We start from the raw sequence: 19,142 nt of genomic DNA on the forward strand, positions 1-19,142 counted from the left end.
GTCATCGAACCGTAATCGGGGCGGGGCAGGGCGCACGCACTGCTCCGCCCGACTTTTAACTGAGGAATAGAGACATGGCCGAGATCACTGCAGCCGCCGTCAAGGAACTCCGCGAAAAGAGCGGCGCCGGCATGATGGATTGCAAGAAGGCGCTCTCCGAAACCAACGGCGACATGGAAGCCGCTGCCGATTGGCTGCGCGCCAAGGGCCTCGCCGCTGCCGCCAAGAAGTCGAGCCGCACCGCCGCTGAAGGCCTGGTCGGCCTCGCCGTCGCGGGCACCAAGGGTGTCGCGATCGAGGTGAACTCGCAGACCGACTTCGTCGCCAAGAACGAAATCTTCCAGAACTTCGTCCGTGAAGCCACGTCGATCGCGCTCGAGACCGGTGACGATGTCGCCGCGCTCAAGGGTGCCAAGATGGCGTCGGGCCAGACCGTCGACGAGGCGCTGACCGCCAACATCGCGACGATCGGCGAGAACCAGGTGCTGCGTCGCGCCAAGAAGGTCGAAGTCGCCAAGGGCGCGGTGATCCCGTACGTCCACAATGCGGCCGCTCCGGGCCTCGGCAAGATCGGCGTGCTCGTCGCGCTCGAATCGGAAGCCGGTGTCGACGTGCTCGAGCCGCTCGGCAAGCAGCTGGCGATGCACATTGCCGCCGCCTTCCCGCTGGCGCTGGACGAGAGCGGCCTGGACCAGGACGTGCTCGCCCGTGAGCGTGCGATCGCTGCCGAAAAGGCTTCCGAGAGCGGCAAGCCGGCCGAGATCATCGAGAAGATGGTGGACGGCGCGGTGAAGAAGTTCGCCAAGGAAAACGCGCTGCTCAGCCAGCTGTTCGTGATGGACGGCAAGACCCCGGTTTCGGACGTCATCGCCAAGGCGGCGAAGGACTCGGGCTCTGCGATCGTGCTGAAGGACTATGTCCGCTTCCAGCTCGGCGAAGGCATCGAGAAGGAAGAGAGCGACTTCGCCGCCGAAGTGGCCGCGACTGCCGGTCTCACCAAGTAATCAGGCGCGCCGGGAGGGGCCGTTTCGACGGCTTTTCCCCGGCATCCACGCTTGTTCGCGCGGCGCGGCTCCTCTAGGGTCCGCGCCGCTTCGCTGTCCGCTTCTCAAGATTTCAGGAAACCCATGACCGCACCGACCGTCCGCCGCATCCTTCTCAAGCTGTCGGGGGAGGTCCTGATGGGCCAGGGTCAGTTCGGCATCGATCCCGAGACCTGCGAGCGTGTCGCGCTCGAGGTGAAGGAGGCCAAGGAAAGCGGCCTCGAAATCTGCATGACCGTCGGCGGCGGCAACATCTTCCGCGGCATCGCCGGGGCGGCGCAAGGCTTCGACCGCGCCAGCGCCGATTACATGGGCATGCTCGCCACCGTGATGAACGCGCTCGCGATGCAGAACGCGCTCGAGAAGGTCGGTGTCGAGACCCGCGTCCAGTCCGCCATCCCGATGGCCAGCGTGTGCGAGCCCTATATCCGTCGCCGCGCCGAGCGGCACATGGAGAAGGGCCGCGTCGTGCTGTTCGCCGCGGGCACCGGCCTGCCGTTCTTCACCACCGACACCACCGCCGCGCTGCGCGCCGCCGAGATGAAGTGCGACGCGCTGTTCAAGGGCACCTCGGTCGATGGCGTGTACGACGCCGATCCCAAGAAGGTGCCGACCGCCAAGCGCTACGAGACGCTCAGCTACGACCGCGTCCTTGCCGACAATCTGAAGGTTATGGACGCCTCGGCCGTCGCGCTGTGCCGCGACAACCATATTCCGATCGTGGTGTTCAACATCCGCGGCGAGGGCAATCTCGCCTCGGTGCTCCGGGGCGAGGGGACTTCCACCATCGTCCAGGATGCGGACGCCGCGTAACTCCCTGTACCCAAGCTTCAAGGAACGCCGAACATGGCCGCATATGACAAGGCAGACCTCGAGCGCCGCATGGCCGGCGCCGTGGAATCGCTCAAGCACGATCTGACCGGTCTCCGCACCGGCCGCGCCTCGACCACGCTGCTCGATCCGGTGACCGTCGAGGTCTATGGCTCGCACATGCCGATCACCCAGGTGGCGACCGTCTCGGCGCCCGAACCGCGCATGCTCTCGGTGCAGGTGTGGGACAAGTCGAACGTCGGCCCCGTCGACAAGGCGATCCGCTCGGCCGGCCTCGGCCTCAACCCGATCGTCGACGGCCAGACGCTGCGCCTGCCGATCCCGGATCTGACCGAAGAGCGCCGCAAAGAGCTCGCCAAGCTTGCCAACCAGTACGCCGAAAAGGCCCGCATCGCCGCGCGCAACGTGCGCCGCGACGGCATGGACAGCCTGAAGACCGACGAGAAGAAGGGCGTGTTCGGCGAGGACGAGCGCAAGCGCCACGAGACCGAGGTCCAGAAGATCACCGACGCGACGATCGCCGAGATCGACGCGGCGGCGTCTGCCAAGGAAAAGGAAATCCTGGGCAAGTGATCCGCCCGGGGGGTTCTGGTGCGGCCGAAAGGGCAGGGCGCGGTGGCCGTTAAGCTGGCTTCCGCTTCGGGCGGCGGAAGCCCGCCGCCCCGCCATGTCGCGATCATCATGGACGGCAACGGGCGCTGGGCGAAGAAGCGCCTGCTGCCGCGCGTCGCCGGCCATCGCCAGGGCGTGGAGGCGGTGCGCCGCGTCGCGCGGGCCGCCCGGTCCCTCGGCATCGAGGTGCTGACGCTCTACGCCTTCTCCTCCGAGAACTGGCGCCGCCCGGAAGAGGAAGTCGGCGCGCTGATGGGGCTGCTGCGGCAGTTCCTCGAGCGCGAGCTGGACGAGATCGTCTCCGACGGCGTCAAGCTGCGCGTGATCGGCGGCTGGCGCGAACTCTCGCCCGACCTGGTGGCGATGATCGACGCCGCCATCGCCCGCACCTCGGTCAATACCGGGCCCACGCTCGTGCTGGCGCTCAACTATGGCGCGCAGGCGGAACTGCTCGCGGCCGCGCGGCGGCTGGCCGAGCAGGCGCGCGACGGCACGCTCGATCCGGCCGCGATCGATGAGGCGCGGTTCGAGAGCGAGCTGGAGACGGCAGGCCTGCCGCCGCTCGATCTGATGATCCGCACCTCGGGCGAGCAGCGCCTTTCCAATTTCCTGCTGTGGCAGGCGGCTTATGCCGAACTGCTGTTCGTAGACACGCTGTGGCCCGATTTCGACGAGCGCGCGCTGGCCGATGCGCTGGCGCAGTTCGGGCGGCGCCAGCGGCGCTTCGGGGGCCTGTGAGCAAGAATTCCGATCTTCCGAAACGTGCCGTCGTCGGAGCCGCACTGGTCGGGCTTGCGCTCGCCGCGCTGTGGGCGGGTGGCTGGGGCTTCTGGCTGGTCATCACCGTGGCGGCGGTGCTGATGATCGGCGAATGGGCGCTGCTGGCCCAGGATGAGAGCAAGCGCCGCCTCACCCAATATGTGATGACGGTGCCGCTGGCGATCCTGAGTCCGGCCGCGGCGGGGCCAGGGTTCCTGGCGTTTGGCCTGATCTTCGGCGCTTTCTTCTTCGTCGCGATCGTGACGCGGAACGGCAAGCTGGCGGCGGGGCAGGTCTATGTCGGGCTGCCGGTGCTCGCGCTGCTGCTGCTCCGCGACCATCCGCAGGGGTTCGCTGCAACGCTTTGGGCGATGGCGATCGTCTGGGTGTGCGACAGCGGTGCCTATTTTGCCGGGCGCGCGATTGGCGGGCCCAAGCTTGCGCCCTCGATCAGCCCGAACAAGACCTGGGCCGGGCTGATCGGCGGGCTTATCGCCGCGATCCTGTTCTCCGCCGCCTTCGTCGCAGCGGCACCCGGCGCGGCGATCGGCTGGTGGCTGGTGGCGGTATCGCCGCTCGTCGCCTTCGCCTCGCAGATCGGCGATCTCTACGAGAGCCATCTCAAGCGCGTCGCCGGCGTGAAGGATTCGAGCAATTTGCTGCCGGGCCATGGCGGCATTCTCGATCGGCTCGACGGGCTGGTGTTCGCCGCCCCGGTTGCAGCTTTGTTTTTTGCGATCCATCATCAGGTGGTTGTGGGAGGATACTGGTGGTGAAGCGCGTTACGGTGTTGGGGGCGACCGGTTCGGTCGGCACCTCGACGCTGGATCTGATCGAACGACATCCACACGCCTTCGAAGTCGTGGCGCTGACCGCAAATTGCGATGTCGAGAAGCTCGCCGCGGCAGCGATCCGCACCCGCGCGCGCTGCGCCGTGGTCGCCGACGAGACGTGCCTGCCGGCGCTGCAGGAGCGGTTGGCCGGTAGCGGCGTCGAGGCGATGGGCGGCGCGCATTCGATATGCGACGTGGCGCGGATGGGCGCCGACTGGACGATGGCCGCGATCGTAGGCAGCGCCGGGTTGAAGCCCGTGATGGCCGCGCTGGAAGCCGGCGGCACCGTCGCACTCGCCAACAAGGAATCTCTGGTCTCGGCGGGCGAAGTGATGATGGCGGCGGCCCGTGCGCATGGCGCGACGCTGCTGCCGGTAGATTCTGAGCACAATGCGGTGTTTCAGTGCCTTGATCGCACCGCGCCCAAGGGGGTCCGCCGGATCATCCTCACTGCCAGCGGCGGTCCGTTCCGATCGATGCCCAAGGCGGCGATGCGGGAGATCACTCCAGCACAGGCGGTTGCGCATCCCAACTGGTCGATGGGCGCCAAGATCTCGGTCGATTCGGCAACGATGATGAACAAGGGGCTCGAACTGATCGAGGCCTTCCACCTGTTCCCGGTCGCCGCCGAGCAGCTGGCGGTGCTGGTCCACGCCCAATCGGTCGTCCACTCGATGGTGGAATATGTCGATGGGTCGGTACTGGCCCAGCTCGGCACGCCCGACATGCGCACCCCGATCGCCTATGCGCTGGCCTGGCCGGAGCGGATGGAGACGCCGTGCCCGCCGCTCGACCTCGCTGCCGTCGGCAAGCTCGAGTTCGAAAATCCCGATCTCGATCGCTTCCCGGCGCTCGCGCTGGCGATCGACGTGCTGAAGGCGGGCGGGGCGCGTCCTGCGATCCTCAACGCCGCCAACGAAGTGGCTGTCGCAGCCTTTCTTGCCGGGCGGATCGGATTTCTTGAAATTGCCGCAATCTCTGCCGATACGCTGTCTCGCTATGACCCGGTCGCGCCGGAAACGCTCGACGCCGTGCTGGCGATCGATGCGGAGGCGCGGCTTTATGCGGCTGAGCGAGTGAAGGACTGCGTCGCTTGATCCAATCCCCCGGCATCCTGCTCACCATTCTGGCGTTCGCGCTGGTGATCGGGCCGCTCGTGTTTCTGCACGAGTTGGGACATTATCTGGCAGGCCGCCTCTTCGGGGTGAAGGCCGAGGAATTCTCGATCGGCTTCGGTCGCGAGATTGCCGGCATCACGGATCGTCGTGGCACCCGCTGGAAGTTCAGCCTGTTGCCGCTGGGCGGCTATGTCCGCTTCGCCGGCGACATGAACCCGGCGAGCCAGCCTTCGCCCGAATGGCTGCAGCTGCCGGCGAGCGAGCGCGCCAAGACCTTCCAGGCCAAGCCGCTGTGGCAGCGCGCGATCATCGTCGCCGCCGGGCCGATCATGAACTTCCTGGTCGCGATCGTCATCCTGTCGGCCTTCGCCTTCATGTTCGGCGAGAATCGCACGCCATCGGTGATCGGTACGGTGATCCAGGGCAGCGCCGCCGCAAAGGCAGGCCTGCAGCCCGGCGACCGCATCACCGGCCTGGGCGGCCGCACGGTCGAGACCTATGCCGACATGGTGCAGTTCACCCAGCTCCGGCCGAACGAACCCGTACGCGTTGATTTCGTCCGCGGCGGTGCCGAACGCAGCGTCGACGCCGTGATCGGCACGCGTCTGGAGCGCGATCGCTTCGGCAACGAATTCAAGATCGGCCAGCTCGGCATCGGTGCGGCGGGTTCGACCCAGGTGCCGGTGGGACTGCTCGAAGCGCCGCTGGTCGGCCTGCGGACCACTGCCGACATCGTCCGCATGACGGTGGACGGCCTCGCGCAGATCATCACCGGCCGCCGCTCGGTGGCCGAACTGGGCGGGCCGCTCAAGATTGCCCAGGTTTCGGGCGAACGACTCTCCATGGGACCGATCGAGTTCGCGTTTCTGATCGCGCTCGTTTCCATTAATCTGGGATTCATCAACCTGTTGCCAGTTCCGGTACTGGATGGTGGTCATCTCCTGTTCTACGCCGTCGAGGCGGTCCGCCGGCGCCCGGTGGAGCCGCAGGTGATGGAATGGGCGTTTCGGGGCGGCATGCTCGCGATCCTCGCGCTGATGCTGTTCGTGACGCTCAACGATCTGGGCGCTTTCGGTGTGTGGAGACATCTGGCCGGCTTGATCGGTTGAGGGGGTTCGTGCAGGGCGGCAATGTGCCGCGCGCGTTCCGGCAATATTTGGATTCCGACTGGGGTGGGATGGTGACTGCGATCAAGGCAAGCAATTTGGGCGCGCGGGCGACGGCTACGCTATTGGCAGGGACGATCCTGTCGGGCGTGGTAGCGCCGGCAGCGGCGCAGACCGCGGCAAAGCCCGCGGCGGCCCCGGCCGCCCAAGCCCAGGCGACGCCCGCCCCGGTAGCCCCGGCGGTGGTGCGCACGATCAAGTCGCTGCGGGTGGAAGGCTCGCAGCGCATCGAGCCGGAGACGGTGCTCAGCTACACGCGTCTGCGCGTGGGGGACAGCTATACGGCGGAGACCGTCGACCAGGCGATCAAGGACTTGCTCGCCTCCGAACTGCTCGCAAATGTCGAGATCAGTGGCCTGGACGATGGCAATCTGATCATCCGCATCCGCGAGAACCCGGTGATCAATCGCGTCGTCTTCGAAGGCAACAAGCGGCTGAAGCAGGACAAGATCGACAAGGAGATCAAGCTCAAGCCGCGCCAGATCTTCACGCGCACCGCGGTGCGTGCGGACATCGCCCGCATCGTCGAGCTGTATCGCCGCCAGGGCCGCTTCGCCGCGCGCATCGAGCCGAAGATGGTCAGCCTCGACCAGAACCGCGTCGACGTGATCTTCGAGATCCACGAGGGCGCGAAGTCCAAGGTCCGCCAGATCAACATCATCGGCAACGAGGTGTTTTCGGACAAGAAGCTGCGCGCGCAGATGGCGACCAAGGTCGCCAGCTTCTCGCACTTCCTCAGCTCGAACACGTCGTACGATCAGGATCGCCTGGCCTATGACCAGCAGAAGCTGCGCCAATATTATCTGACCGAAGGCTATGCCGACTTCCGCGTGATCTCGGCGGTGGCCGAGCTGACCCCGGACAAGAAGGACTTCATCATCACCTACGTGGTGGAGGAAGGCCCTCGCTACAAGTTCGGTCCGGTCACGGTCGATAGCGCGATCCGCGACTTCGACGACAAGAAGCTCGCCGCGGCGCTGCCGATCAAGGAAGGCCAATGGTATAACGCCAAGGCCGTCGAGGACACGGTCGAGCAGCTGAGCGAGACCGCCGGCCTGTTCGGCTATGCCTTTGCGGATGTTCGCCCCGACTTCCAGCGCAACAAGGATGCGCTGACGATGTCGATGAACTTCCACATCGGCGAGGCGAACCGCACCTATATCGAGCGCGTCGAGATCACCGGCAACCGCCAGACCCAGGATAAGGTGATCCGCCGCGAAATGCGCGTGGCCGAGGGCGATGCCTTCAACACCTTCCTGGTCAAGCGCTCGCAGGATCGCATCAACAGCCTGGGCTATTTCCAGGACAAGTTCGAGATCGAGCGCAAGGAAGGCTCCGCGCCCGATCGCATCGTGCTCGGCGCGAACGTGGAAGAGAAGCCGAACGGCGAACTGACGCTGTCGGCCGGCTATTCCAGCCTCGAGCGGTTCATCATCCAGGCCTCGATCCGCCAGCGCAACTTCCGCGGCATGGGCCAGACGGCGAGCATCTCGGCCGATTATTCGGCCTATTCGAAGTCGGTGGAACTCGGTTTCACCGAGCCCTATCTGTTCGACAGCAACGTCGCGCTGGGCGCGACGGTCTTCCGTCGCGACTACAACTCGTTCAACTATCTCGGCACTAGCCGCAACACCACCTATCGCCAGGTGTCGACCGGCTTCCAGCTGGTCGCCGGGTTGCCGCTCACCGAATATTGGACGCTGTCCGGCCGCTACTACCTGGCGAAGGACAACGTGACGCTGGACCAGGCGACCTTCTACACCAACGGCCAGTGCGATCCGTTCAAGGCCGGCCGTTATTATTGCGAAGCGGTGGGCAACCGCCTGACCTCGCTGGTCGGCGCATCGTTGATTTATGACAGCCTCAACAGTCGCCTGCGGCCGACGCGCGGCCAGCGCGTCTCGCTGGGCGTCGACGTCGCGGGCCTGGGCGGTGACGTCCATTATGTCCGCGGCAAGATCGATGGCGCGAAATATTGGGGCCTCGGCAGCGGCTTCGTCTTCTCGCTCACCGGCGAAGGCGGCGTGATCAAGAGCCTCGACGGTACCGAGGTGCGCATCACCGATCGCTTCTATCTGGGCGAACCGCAGTTCCGCGGCTTCGACATTCGCGGCGTCGGCCCGCGCGTGCAGCGCTATCAGTATAGCGGCACGCCGACCAACGATCCGACTACGAACACGCAGGCGCTGGTCACCGCCAGCGACCAGGTCGTCGACGACGCGCTGGGCGGCAAGGCCTATTACATGACCAAGGCCGAGCTCGAACTGCCGCTCGGTTCGGGTGCTGCAGAGCTGGGGCTGCGGCCGTCGATCTATGTGATGGCGGGCTCGCTCTTCTCGATCCGCCGGCCGTCGACCAACAGCTATTTCACCCAGGCGACGGATTCGACCGGCAAGCTGCTGTACAACAAGGACGGCTCGCCGACCTACTTCCCGCTCGAGACCCCGCTGTTCGATTCCGGCGGGAACGCGCTCTACACGGTCAACAGCGGTGCCAACCTCGGACTGACCACGACTTGCACCGTCGGCTATGCGGCGGCGGCTGGCAGCCCGTGCGTGGGGACCTCGGTCAACACGCGCACGGTCAACTCCACGGCGCCGTTCTACGAAGTCTATCGCGGCAGCACCGCGTCGCCGCGCATTTCGGTGGGCGTCGGCGTCAACTGGAATTCGCCCTTCGGCCCGCTGCGTATTGACCTTGCCAAGGCGATCGTCAGCCAGCCCGGCGACGACAAGAAACTCATCACTTTCAACGTAGGGACTCAGTTCTAATGACGAAGAACCGTGTATTCGCGGCGGCGCTCGCCGCCTCCGCGGCGATGGCCGTCGCCGCGCCGGCCTCGGCGCAGGTCAACGGCATCGCCACCGTCAACACAGTCGAGGCGATCACCCGCGCCAAGGCGTTCACCACTGCGGAAACCCAGCTGGACACCACCTACAAGCCGGTGCGTGACCAGATTCAGGCCCGCCAGGCCAAGTTCCAGGCCGATGCCCGCACGCTGATCAGCACGATCGACACCAACAAGGACGGTCAGGTTTCGGAAGCCGAAGAGCAGGCCGCGGCCGCGCGCAAGGATCCGAACTACACCCAGCTCATGACCCTGCAGAACCAGGCGAACGAGGAAATCCAGAAGCTGCAGATGCCGTCGATCCTGGCGGAGCTGTTCGCGTTCGAGAAGGTGCTGGCGCTGTACGACGCGGCGCAGATGTCGGTCGTCAACGCCCGCAAGGTCAGCGTGATCCTGCAGCCGGAAGCGATCGTCTACGCACCCGACGCCGCCGACATCACCGACGCCGTCGTCGCCGAGCTGGACAAGACGCCGACGGTCTCGATCACGCCGCCGGCCAACTGGCAGCCGCAGCAGCGCACCGTGCAGTTCCAGCAGCAGGTCAACGAGCTGAAGCGTCGCGCCTATCAGCTCGCCGCTGCCCGCGCACAGCAGCAGCAGCAGCAGGGTGCAGCCGCGGCACCGGGTGCAGCCCGTCCGGCCGCCGCGCCCGCGACCAAGCCGGCCAAGCCCGAACCGCGGTGAGTGGGGAAGAGCAGGGGGGCAGCAACATCGGTCCGCTCGATATCGGGCGGGTGATGGCAGCGCTGCCCCACCGCTTTCCGATGCTGCTGGTCGACCGGGTGGAGGAGTTGATCCTCCACAAGTCGATCGTGGCGGTGAAGGCGGTGACGATCAACGAGTCGTTCTTCCAGGGCCATTTCCCCGGTCGGCCGATCATGCCGGGCGTGCTCACCGTCGAGGCGCTCGCCCAGGCGGCAGGCGTGCTGGCAGTGGAGTCGCTCGAGCTCGCCGGTTCCGGCAAGCTCGTCTACTTCATGGCGATCGACAACGTGAAGTTCCGCAAGCCGGTGGAGCCGGGCGTGCTGCTCAAGCTCCATGTCGAGTTCGTGCAGAAGCGCTCGCGAGTCTGCAAGTTCGCGGGCAAGGCGCTGATCGACGGCGAACTGGCGGCCGAATGCGAATTCACCGCGATGATCGCCGATCCGCCCAGCGCGTGATCGGGACCAGGGCCGGACCATGGACGCACTGACCTGGTTCGGCCTGTTTGCGGTGACGGCGATGCTGGTCACCTATGCGCTGGAGGCGCGCTCGACCTGGTGGGTGCTCGGCTTTGCCGGCGCCTGTCTGCTCGGATCGGCCTATGGCTTCCTGCAGGGAGCCTGGCCGTTCGGGTTGGTCGAGGCGATCTGGTCGCTCGTCGCGCTCCGCCGCTGGTGGGGCATGCGGCAATGAGGTTGCGTTGGCGCCTGGGCTCTGCTAGGCGCGCGCGTCCGCTGCCGGTCGGAAACCGGCGGCTTTTTCCAAGGAATTCGATGTGAAGCAGAACACCCACCCCGATTACCACATGATCAAGGTGCAGATGACCGACGGCACCGTGTACGAGACGCGCTCCACCTGGGGCAAGGAAGGCGATCTCATGCAGCTTGAGATCGATCCGCTCGCGCACCCGGCCTGGACCGGCGGTCGCGGTCAGCTGCTCGACCAGGGTGGCCAGGTCGCGCGCTTCAACAAGCGCTTCGGCGGCCTCACGCTCGGCAAGAAGTAAGGCGCTCGCGCCGGGCGGTGATCGTTCGGTAAGACGCAAAAGGCTCCCACGCACACGGTGCGTCGGGAGCCTTTTTATTTGGTCTCGCCTTGAAGCGCTCCCGCTGCCCTTATTGAATGAGACGAACCATAGGAGGATTGAGGCCGCGGAGGACTGCCGGCATGACGATGGTCAACGCCACGAAAAGGATCAGCAGGAATATCCCGATATATGCCAAGGCAGCAAACAACGGGATCTGCAAGACGCAGATGCCAATACCGGTTGGAACACTAGTTCTGCGGATGTGGCGAAATACGATCCAGGACAACAGTGCGGCGCCAAAAACCATCAATACGATGCCGTTTAGTGGGTCGCCACCTCGTGTATGGGTCGATAGAAGCCACGAATAGCCAATTGACAGCAGAAAATAGCTGCCCACGAAAGCGCTGAATGCAAATAAGGTAAAAGGGCGATACTCGAATCGTTCAACTACCTTATTTTGAACGTACGCAACAAAAAAGAACAGACCCACGACTAACCCGATGATCGCGGCAATGGTCAAAACGAACATAACGTCCCCCGTTTTAGGCGAGGTCCATATGATCTGGGTAAAACCAACGTCGACTGAACGGCTTTGGTTAACGTTCATGGGTTAGGAAGCGCTATCCCTTGAGAACGCTCCCTAGACGAGTCGCCTGTGGGGGGCGGTGTTATCATCGCGCGCTTGGATCGAACGCCGCCGTACGGAAATTGACGCGTGACCTCTTGCGCGGCGCGCTCTCGCACCACGTTCTGCTCTGGCGGAGAGAGTGGGATTCGAACCCACGGTGAGCTTGCACCCACGGCGGTTTTCAAGACCGCTGCCTTAAACCACTCGGCCATCTCTCCGCGCGGCGACAGCGCCTAGTCGTAGTTCGCCCGCGGATCAATCCATCCCGCGCAACCTGGCTTTCGCAAGCCTGTCAAAATCGAGTCGGCCGGGCTCAAGCGATAAAGATCGTAAACAGGAAGGTCGTCTCTGTTCCGCCGCGGGACACGGTCCCCCTTCGGGACCAACGGCTTGTTGAAGCAACCGCGGCGATGGCTAGTTCAGAAGGGGCTTACAGCAATCGTTTCGACACCAGCGGAAACAGAGGGTTCATGATCAACAAGCTTCTCCCGGCACTCGGCGCCATCGCCGCCGTCGTCTCCTTCTCGGGCGCCGCGCAGGCCGCCCCGGTGATCACCACCACCACCCACTACACCGGCGCGAACATGAACATCGCCCCGGCCAGCGACGGCACCTACTCGGCCGACTTCGGCAAGTCGGGCATCAAGGCGGGCAACTTCGAGCACATCTACAGCTTCACCCTGCCGGCCTATCTGACGGGCAGCGCCTCGATCAACACCAGCGCGGTGAAGCTCAAGGCAGCCAACGACCTCGACCTGCTCTCGGTCACGTTCAACGGCGTCGCGCTCACCGGCACCTATGGCGGCCTGAACGAAGCGGTGTTCGCCAACGACGTGCCGATCATCGCCGGCAAGGAAAACACCATCGTGATCAAGGGCCTGTCGCGCGGCAACGGCTCGTACGGCGCCCAGGCGACCTTCGCCCCGGTTCCCGAGCCCGCCAGCTGGGCGATGATGATCGGCGGCTTCGCGTTCGTCGGCGGTGCGCTGCGTCGTCGCAACACCACGCGCGTCGCGTTCGCCTGAACCACGCCTGCCGCACCCCTAGGGTGCGCTGGATCCAAGAGCACCGGTCGCGCCCTGCGCGGCCGGTGTTTTTCTTTTGGTCGCCGCCGGACGCGGTTTTCGTCGTATCGGAAGGGCGCGCGGGCTTTCTGTGCGCGCGCGGCTGTGCAACAGCCGGGCCATGTCGCGTATCCGCTCGTATCTTGCCGGGATTGCCGGTTTCGCCATTGCCCTTGCCATGCCGATCCGCCCAGCGATGGCGCAGGATGAGGCGGGCTTTCAAAGCTACCTTCAGACGCTCGCTGCGCAAGCCGCCGCCGCCGGGGTAAGCCGCCGCGCGATCGATGCGGTGATCCCGACGCTCACCTACAATGCCCGCGTGGTCGAACTCGATCGCCAGCAGCCGGAGAGCAGCCCGAACGCGCCGGTGCCCGCCTTCGCGCCCTATCGCGCCCGCCATGTCGATGCCGATCGCATCACCCGCGGCCGCGCCGCCTATCTGCGCGCCCGCGGCCGGCTCTCCGCGATCGAGCGCGAGACCGGCGTCCCCGAATCGATCATGGTCGCGATCTGGGGGCACGAAACTAATTACGGCCGCGTGATGGGCGGGTTCGATCTGCCGCGCGCGCTGGCCAGCCTTGCCTATGAGGGTCGCCGTCGCGCGCTGTTCGCCGACGAGTTCATCGCCACCCTCAAGATGATCGATCGCGGCGTGCCCCGCGACAAGCTGGTCGGCAGCTGGGCGGGCGCGTTCGGCGGTCCGCAATTCCTGCCCAGCGTCTATCTGCGCCTCGCCCGAGACGGCGATGGCGACGGGGCGGCGGATATCTGGAACAGCGATGCCGACACGCTCGCCTCGATCGGCAATTACTTCGTCAATGCCGGATGGCGCGCGGGCGTGCCCTGGGGCTTCGCCGTCTCGGTGCCGACATCGCTCGATCGCCGCCTGATCGCCAACCGGACCACCAGCCCGCGCTGTCCGCGCGTCCATGGCCGCCAGAGCCAGTGGAAGACGATGTCCGAATGGCGGGCACTGGGCGTGGTCCCGCAGGACCGCGCCTGGCCGGGCGACGATGTGCTGGCGACGCTGCTCGAACCCGACGGGAAGGGCGCTACCGCCTATCTGCTCACCGGCAATTACCGGGTGATCCTGGATTACAATTGCTCGAATTTTTACGCTTTGTCGGTAGGCCTGCTGGCCGATGCAGTGGAACGCTAGACCGATCACGCTTGCCCTTGCGCTGTTTGCAGCGACGAGCGCCCATGCCCAGGATGCAGACCCGACCGTTTCCGCGAACGGGCCGCACGGCACGTCGCAGCTCGCGCCCGACGATCGGCGGTACGACGCGGTCGGCTATGCCGCCGTTCGGCCGCTCGGCGCCGTTGCCCTGGCGGTGAGCCCGGCGCTGCCGGTCGAAAGCTATGCCGAAGTGACGGCGCTCGATAGCGGTCGGACAATCCTCGTCCGCATCACGGAAGCGTCCGAGGTTCCAGGTGCGATCGCAGCGCTCTCCGAAGGTGCGGCCGGCCAGCTCGGCGTTCCCGCCGATCGGCTGGTGGCGGTGCGCATCCGAGCCGTGCGCCCCTCTACCGAGGACCAGGCAGCGCTGCGGAGCGCCGGTGCCGCGCAGCCGCGCATCGATTCGCCGCCCGCGCTGCTGCGTGCTCTGCGACTGCAACTCCCGCCGCAGCCCGATACGAGCGCGCCGCTTCCGCCGCCACCTCCCGCGCAGCCGGACCCGATCGCCGACGTCATCCCGCATCCCGTCGAGAACGTCGCAATCCCGGCGAAACCCCGTCCGGCCCCGAAGGGCGCTGTCCCCAAGCCGGCCCAGGGCCGCTATCTGGTGCAAGTGGCCGCACTTTCTTCGCTCCAGCGCGCGCAGGCGCTTGCCCAAAAGCTACAGGGCTTCGTAAAGGCAGGGGGCGGGCTCTATCGTGTCCAGCTCGGCCCCTTCGCGACGGAGGCGGCGGCGGAGCGGGCGCGGGCAGAGGCCGTTCGGGCCGGGTTCGGAGATGCGCGCCGCACCACGGTCCGATAGGGGTAACCTTTACGCGTTCTGGACCGATCATCATGAAGAAGCTCGCCGCCGCCTCGTTCCTGGCGCTCGCCATCGCCGCTCCGCTGCAGGCCGCCGGCCCGGATTTCCCGACGCCCGCGCCGATCGCGTACATGGAGGACATGTCCTCCGGCGCGATCCTGTTCGCCAAGGATGCCGATCGCCGCATGCCGCCGGCCTCGATGGCGAAGATGATGACGGTCTATGTCGCGTTCGACCTGATCAAGAAGGGCGAGCTCAAGCTCGACCAGAAGATCGAGGTCCGCCCCGAGACCTGGAAGAAGTGGCACTCGCAGGGCTCGACCATGTTCCTCGGCGTCGGCGAGCAGCCGACCGTCGCGGACCTGCTCAAGGGCATCGTGACGCTCTCGGGGAACGACGCCTGCGTCGTGCTGGCGGAAGGCATCGCCGGCACCGAGGAGGGCTTCGTCAACCTGATGAACGATCGGGCCAAGAAGATCGGCCTGACGAACAGCCATTTCGGTACGTCGAACGGCTGGCCCGATGAAGGCCGCACCTATGTGACCGCGCGCGACCTGGCGCATCTCGCCGCTGCGACGATCCGCGACTTCCCCGATCTCTACAAGTCCTTCTACTCGCTGCCGAGCTTCACCTGGGGCAAGACTCTCGGTGCGGGCGCCGCGATCGAGCAGGGCAACCGCGATCCCCTGCTCGGCAAGGTCCCGGGTGCCGACGGCCTCAAGACCGGCCACACCGAAGAGGCGGGCTACGGCTTCACCGGCTCGGCCGAGCAGAATGGCCGCCGTCTCGTGATGGTGCTCGCCGGGGTCAACAGCTACAGCGCCCGCGCCGACGAATCCGTTCGCTTCATGCGCTGGGGCTTCGCCGCCTGGAGCACCAAACCGGTGGTCAAGAAGGACCGCACCGTCGGCACCGTCGACGTGCAGGGCGGCACCGCCAACAAGGTGGCGGTCGTGGCACCCCGCGACCTCAACATCACGCTGCCTTCGGGGCTTAGCCCGAAACTTGCCGGCAAGATCGTCTATCAGGGGCCGGTGAAGGCCGGCTTCAAGAAGGGCGACCATATCGCCGACCTGATCATCGAAGGCGAAGGCATGCCCCAGCAGGTGCTGCCGCTGGTCGCCGCCGAGGATGTCGGCCAGGCCGGGTTCTTCGGCCGCGCCTGGGCGGGGCTGATGTCGCTGCTCCACCTGGCCTGATCGCCTTGGCCGACGCCCTGATCGGCAACAGCCACGCCCGCGACGCGCTCGCCGCCGCCATGGCGAGCGGCGCGTTGCACCATGCCTGGCTGATCGCCGGGCCGGAAGGCGTGGGGAAGGGGGGCTTCGCCCGCATCGCGGCTGCGCGTATGCTGGCCGAGGCCGCCGAGCCCGACCGGCTTATGCCGGGCTGGGACGTGCCGGCGACGACCCGCACCGCCAGCCTGATGGCCGCGGGCAGCCATCCGGACCTCAAGATCCTCGCCCGGCTGCCCAAGGACGCGGACAAGCCCGACGAGGCGCTCGCCCGTTCGATCACGATCGCGCAGGTGCGCAGCCTCCAGCCGCTGTTCGCGACCAAACCCTCGCTCAGCCCGCGCCGGGTGGTGATCATCGACGCGATCGACGATCTCGAGCGCGGCGGCGCCAACGCGCTGCTCAAGAACCTCGAGGAGCCGCCGGCGGGGACGATCTTCCTGCTGGTGAGCCACGCGCCGGGCCGGCTGCTGCCGACGATCCGCTCGCGCTGCCGGCTGCTCCGCTTCGAGCCGCTGTCTGACGCCGAGACGACGACGGTGCTTCGCCGCCAGATCCCCGAGGCGAGCGAGATCGAGATCGCCGCGCTGGTCGAGGCCGTCGAAGGCTCGCCGGGCCGCGCGCTGCGCTTCGCCGGGCTCGACCTGTCGGCACTGGAAGCGGACATGGCGCAGCTCGCCGGCTATGGCGACCCGGACAACGCCCTGCGCACGCGGCTCGGCCGCCAGCTCGGCGCCAAGGCCGCGCAGCCGCGCTATGAAGCCTTTCTGGAGCGCACGCCCAGCTTCATTGCCGCACGCGCCAAGCGGCTGGAGGGCGAGGCGCTGCGCACGGCGCTGGATGCCTATGGTGCCGCCCGCGAGCTTGCCGGCGCGGCACTCGGCCTGTCGCTCGACGCTACCGCCACCGTGTTCGAGATGAGCGGGATCCTGGCCCGGCTCGCCCGGCGCTAAGGGTACAGGTTGCCCGTTGCTGCGCCGCATCCTAAAGCGGCGGGCATGGCTGACCCCTTCTACATCACCACCGCGATCCACTATCCCAACGGCAAGCCGCATATCGGCCATGCCTATGAGATGATCGCCGCCGACGCGATCGCGCGCTTCCAGCGCCAGCAGGGTCGCGACGTGTTCTTTCAGACCGGCACCGACGAGCATGGCCTCAAGATGGTGCAGACGGCCCGCGCGCGCGACATGACTGCGCGCGAGCTCGCCGACGAAATGTCGAACCATTTCCGCGTGATGGCGGAGAAGCTCGATATTTCGTGCGATCGTTTCATCCGCACTTCCGAGGCTGATCACTACCGCGCCAGCCAGGCGATCTGGGAGAAGATGGCGGCCAAGGGCGACCTGTATCTCGATCGCTACGAGGGCTGGTATTCGGTCCGCGACGAGGCTTTCTACGAGGAGAAGGAGCTGGTCGACGGGGAAGGGGGCCAGAAGCTCTCGCCCCAGGGCACCCCGGTGGAATGGACCAAGGAGGAGACCTGGTTCTTCCGCCTTTCCAAGTACCAGCAGCCGCTGCTCGACTTCTATGCCGCCAACCCCGACTTCATCCGCCCGGAATCGCGTCGCAACGAAGTGCTGCGCTTCGTCGAGGGTGGGCTGGTCGACCTCTCGGTCAGCCGCACCAGCTTCGACTGGGGCGTGCCGGTGCCGGGTTCGCCCGGGCACGTCATGTACGTCTGGGTCGACGCACTGACCAACTATCTGACCGGCGCCGGTTTCCCCGAAGATGCCGAGCGGCTGGCGCGCTACTGGCCGGCCGATCTGCACCTGATCGGCAAGGATATCGTCCGCTTCCACACCGTCTATTGGCCGGCCTTCCTGATGTCCGCCGACATTGCGCTGCCCAAGCAGGTGTTCGGCCACGGCTTCCTGCTCAACCGCGGCGAGAAGATGTCGAAGTCGGTCGGCAATGTCGTCGATCCGATGGAACTGGCCGAAACCTACGGCGTCGATGCGCTGCGCTACTTCCTGCTGCGTGACGTCAGCTTCGGCCAGGACGGCACGTTCAGCGACGAGGCGATCGTCACCCGCGCCAACGCCGATCTCTCGAACAGCTTCGGCAATCTGGCGCAGCGCACGCTGAGCTTCATCGCCAAGAATTGCGAGGGCACGGTGCAGGCCGGCCGGGCCGAGGATGTCGATGCGGTGTTGCTCACCGAGGTCGACACCGCCTGCGCCGCCTTCACCCGCGCGTTCCAGGATCTGGCGCTCAGCCAAGGCGTCGAGGCGTGGATGACCGGCGTGTTCGCCTGCAACCAGTATATCGACGCGCAGGCCCCCTGGACGCTCCGCAAGACCGATCCCGAGCGGATGCATGCGGTGCTCGGCACGCTGCTCAAGGCGATCCGTCGCCTCGGCGTGACGATCGAGCCCGTGGTGCCGACCTCGGCGGCCAAGCTGCTCAGCCAGCTCGGGCCCGAGGGTGATGCGGACTTCAAGATCGCGGCCCCGACCCCCATCTTCCCGCGACTTGAACTGCAAAGCTCCGAGGACGCATGAAGCTCGCCGACAGCCATTGCCACTTGATCTACAAGGGTCTCGGCGAGCAGCAGCCGGAGGTGCTGGCCCGCGCCCGCGACGCCGGCGTGGTGGCGATGCTCAACATCTCGACGCGCGAAAATGAATGGGACCAGGTGATCGCCGTCGCCGAGCGCGAGGCGGATGTCTGGGCGAGCGTCGGCATCCACCCGCACGAGGCGGACACGCACCCCCATGTCGACACCGCCAAGTTGGTCGAGCGCGCGCAGCACCCGCGCGTGGTCGGCATCGGCGAGAGCGGGCTGGATTACTTCTACGACCATAGCGACCGCGATCGCCAGCGCGCGAGCTTCCGCGCGCACGTGGCGGCGTCGCGCGAAACCCAGCTGCCGATCATCGTCCATACCCGCGACGCCGAGGAGGACACCGCCGAGATCCTGCGCGAGGAAATGGGGAAGGGGGCCTTCCCCGGCGTGATCCATTGTTTCACCGCCAGCCGCGCCTTTGGCGAGATCGCATTGGAACTCGGCTTCTACATATCGATTTCGGGTATCGTGACGTTCAAGAACGCCAAGGACCTGCAGGAAACCGCCGCCGCGCTGCCGCTGGACCGGCTGCTGATCGAAACCGACGCGCCCTTCCTCGCGCCGGTGCCGCATCGGGGCAAGACCGGCGAACCGGCCTTCGTGGCGGACACGTGCAGGTTCCTGGCGCAGCTTCGCGGCGAAGATCCCGAGATGCTGGCCCAGGCGACCCGCGCCAACTTCCACACGCTCTTCGCCAAGACGCTGGCGTGACCGGGCAGGGGACC

Annotated in this window: 20 protein-coding genes and 1 tRNA gene; 19 read left to right on the forward strand and 2 right to left on the reverse strand. The window is 66.3% G+C overall.

From position 1 onward, the window contains the following. Positions 1 to 74 precede the first annotated feature (74 nt). The 12 genes from tsf (at position 75) to rpmE (ending at position 10,918) form a co-directional block, all read left to right on the forward strand. The gene (gene tsf, locus ACTJKY_RS13860; protein ID WP_440846715.1) at positions 75 to 1,004 is read left to right on the forward strand and encodes a translation elongation factor Ts; all 930 of its coding nucleotides are present in this window, start codon (positions 75 to 77) and stop codon (positions 1,002 to 1,004) included. A gap of 123 nt (positions 1,005 to 1,127) precedes the next feature. After that, the gene (gene pyrH / locus ACTJKY_RS13865; RefSeq protein ID WP_125974367.1) at positions 1,128 to 1,856 is read left to right on the forward strand and encodes a UMP kinase; all 729 of its coding nucleotides are present in this window, start codon (positions 1,128 to 1,130) and stop codon (positions 1,854 to 1,856) included. Between the two features lie 33 nt (positions 1,857 to 1,889). Continuing rightward, on the forward strand, positions 1,890 to 2,447 hold the full coding sequence (gene frr, locus ACTJKY_RS13870) for a ribosome recycling factor (RefSeq protein WP_440846716.1): 558 nt from the start codon (positions 1,890 to 1,892) through the stop codon (positions 2,445 to 2,447). A gap of 108 nt (positions 2,448 to 2,555) precedes the next feature. Next, the gene (gene uppS / locus ACTJKY_RS13875) at positions 2,556 to 3,224 is read left to right on the forward strand and encodes a polyprenyl diphosphate synthase (RefSeq protein WP_440846852.1); all 669 of its coding nucleotides are present in this window, start codon (positions 2,556 to 2,558) and stop codon (positions 3,222 to 3,224) included. Then, positions 3,221 to 4,021, forward strand: coding sequence for a phosphatidate cytidylyltransferase (locus ACTJKY_RS13880; RefSeq protein ID WP_440846717.1), 801 nt, complete (start codon positions 3,221 to 3,223; stop codon positions 4,019 to 4,021). Before uppS ends, ACTJKY_RS13880 begins: the two co-directional genes overlap by 4 nt. Then, entirely contained in the window at positions 4,018 to 5,175 is a 1,158-nt protein-coding gene (locus ACTJKY_RS13885; RefSeq protein ID WP_440846718.1) for a 1-deoxy-D-xylulose-5-phosphate reductoisomerase, read from the forward strand. The genes ACTJKY_RS13880 and ACTJKY_RS13885 overlap by 4 nt, the downstream gene beginning before the upstream one ends. Continuing rightward, positions 5,172 to 6,305 (forward strand): M50 family metallopeptidase, encoded by a 1,134-nt coding sequence (locus tag ACTJKY_RS13890; RefSeq protein WP_440846719.1) that lies wholly within the window; start codon positions 5,172 to 5,174, stop codon positions 6,303 to 6,305. The genes ACTJKY_RS13885 and ACTJKY_RS13890 overlap by 4 nt, the downstream gene beginning before the upstream one ends. Before the next feature lie 68 nt (positions 6,306 to 6,373). After that, a complete protein-coding gene (gene bamA / locus ACTJKY_RS13895; protein ID WP_440846853.1) occupies positions 6,374 to 9,133 on the forward strand; it encodes an outer membrane protein assembly factor BamA in 2,760 nt (919 codons plus the stop codon). Beyond that, a complete protein-coding gene (locus ACTJKY_RS13900) occupies positions 9,133 to 9,894 on the forward strand; it encodes an OmpH family outer membrane protein (protein WP_440846720.1) in 762 nt (253 codons plus the stop codon). Before bamA ends, ACTJKY_RS13900 begins: the two co-directional genes overlap by 1 nt. Next, a complete protein-coding gene (gene fabZ, locus ACTJKY_RS13905) occupies positions 9,891 to 10,370 on the forward strand; it encodes a 3-hydroxyacyl-ACP dehydratase FabZ (RefSeq protein ID WP_440846721.1) in 480 nt (159 codons plus the stop codon). Before ACTJKY_RS13900 ends, fabZ begins: the two co-directional genes overlap by 4 nt. Before the next feature lie 19 nt (positions 10,371 to 10,389). After that, a complete protein-coding gene (locus ACTJKY_RS13910; RefSeq protein WP_084580963.1) occupies positions 10,390 to 10,605 on the forward strand; it encodes a hypothetical protein in 216 nt (71 codons plus the stop codon). 82 nt (positions 10,606 to 10,687) lie between these two features. Further along, positions 10,688 to 10,918 carry a 50S ribosomal protein L31 gene (gene rpmE / locus ACTJKY_RS13915; protein WP_064313046.1) on the forward strand — a complete coding sequence of 77 codons (231 nt, stop codon included), beginning with the start codon at positions 10,688 to 10,690 and terminating at the stop codon, positions 10,916 to 10,918. Between the two features lie 109 nt (positions 10,919 to 11,027). Here rpmE and ACTJKY_RS13920 read toward each other — a convergent pair whose 3' ends face one another. Next, positions 11,028 to 11,468 (reverse strand): hypothetical protein, encoded by a 441-nt coding sequence (locus tag ACTJKY_RS13920; protein ID WP_440846722.1) that lies wholly within the window; start codon positions 11,466 to 11,468, stop codon positions 11,028 to 11,030. 227 nt (positions 11,469 to 11,695) lie between these two features. After that, positions 11,696 to 11,785 (reverse strand) — tRNA-Ser (locus ACTJKY_RS13925). A gap of 252 nt (positions 11,786 to 12,037) precedes the next feature. On the opposite strand from ACTJKY_RS13925, the gene ACTJKY_RS13930 reads away from it, so the two are divergent. The 7 genes from ACTJKY_RS13930 (at position 12,038) to ACTJKY_RS13960 (ending at position 19,128) form a co-directional block, all read left to right on the forward strand. Beyond that, complete coding sequence (locus tag ACTJKY_RS13930; protein ID WP_440846723.1) at positions 12,038 to 12,592, forward strand: FxDxF family PEP-CTERM protein; 555 nt, start codon at positions 12,038 to 12,040, stop codon at positions 12,590 to 12,592. 160 nt (positions 12,593 to 12,752) lie between these two features. Continuing rightward, positions 12,753 to 13,790: a lytic murein transglycosylase gene (locus ACTJKY_RS13935; RefSeq protein ID WP_440846724.1), complete on the forward strand. Its 1,038-nt coding sequence runs from the start codon at positions 12,753 to 12,755 to the stop codon at positions 13,788 to 13,790. Further along, the gene (locus ACTJKY_RS13940) at positions 13,774 to 14,613 is read left to right on the forward strand and encodes an SPOR domain-containing protein (RefSeq protein WP_440846725.1); all 840 of its coding nucleotides are present in this window, start codon (positions 13,774 to 13,776) and stop codon (positions 14,611 to 14,613) included. Before ACTJKY_RS13935 ends, ACTJKY_RS13940 begins: the two co-directional genes overlap by 17 nt. A 32-nt stretch (positions 14,614 to 14,645) precedes the next feature. Then, a complete protein-coding gene (locus tag ACTJKY_RS13945) occupies positions 14,646 to 15,812 on the forward strand; it encodes a D-alanyl-D-alanine carboxypeptidase family protein (RefSeq protein WP_141985396.1) in 1,167 nt (388 codons plus the stop codon). Between the two features lie 5 nt (positions 15,813 to 15,817). Further along, on the forward strand, positions 15,818 to 16,801 hold the full coding sequence (locus tag ACTJKY_RS13950; RefSeq protein ID WP_440846726.1) for a DNA polymerase III subunit delta': 984 nt from the start codon (positions 15,818 to 15,820) through the stop codon (positions 16,799 to 16,801). A 45-nt stretch (positions 16,802 to 16,846) separates the two neighbouring features. Further along, positions 16,847 to 18,352 carry a methionine--tRNA ligase gene (metG, locus tag ACTJKY_RS13955; RefSeq protein ID WP_440846727.1) on the forward strand — a complete coding sequence of 502 codons (1,506 nt, stop codon included), beginning with the start codon at positions 16,847 to 16,849 and terminating at the stop codon, positions 18,350 to 18,352. Continuing rightward, positions 18,349 to 19,128 (forward strand): TatD family hydrolase, encoded by a 780-nt coding sequence (locus ACTJKY_RS13960; RefSeq protein ID WP_440846728.1) that lies wholly within the window; start codon positions 18,349 to 18,351, stop codon positions 19,126 to 19,128. The genes metG and ACTJKY_RS13960 overlap by 4 nt, the downstream gene beginning before the upstream one ends. The last annotated feature ends 14 nt before the right edge of the window (positions 19,129 to 19,142 follow it).

Origin of the sequence: Sphingomonas sp. 22176, from assembly GCF_052045505.1 — a bacterium.
GTDB lineage: Bacteria > Pseudomonadota > Alphaproteobacteria > Sphingomonadales > Sphingomonadaceae > Sphingomonas.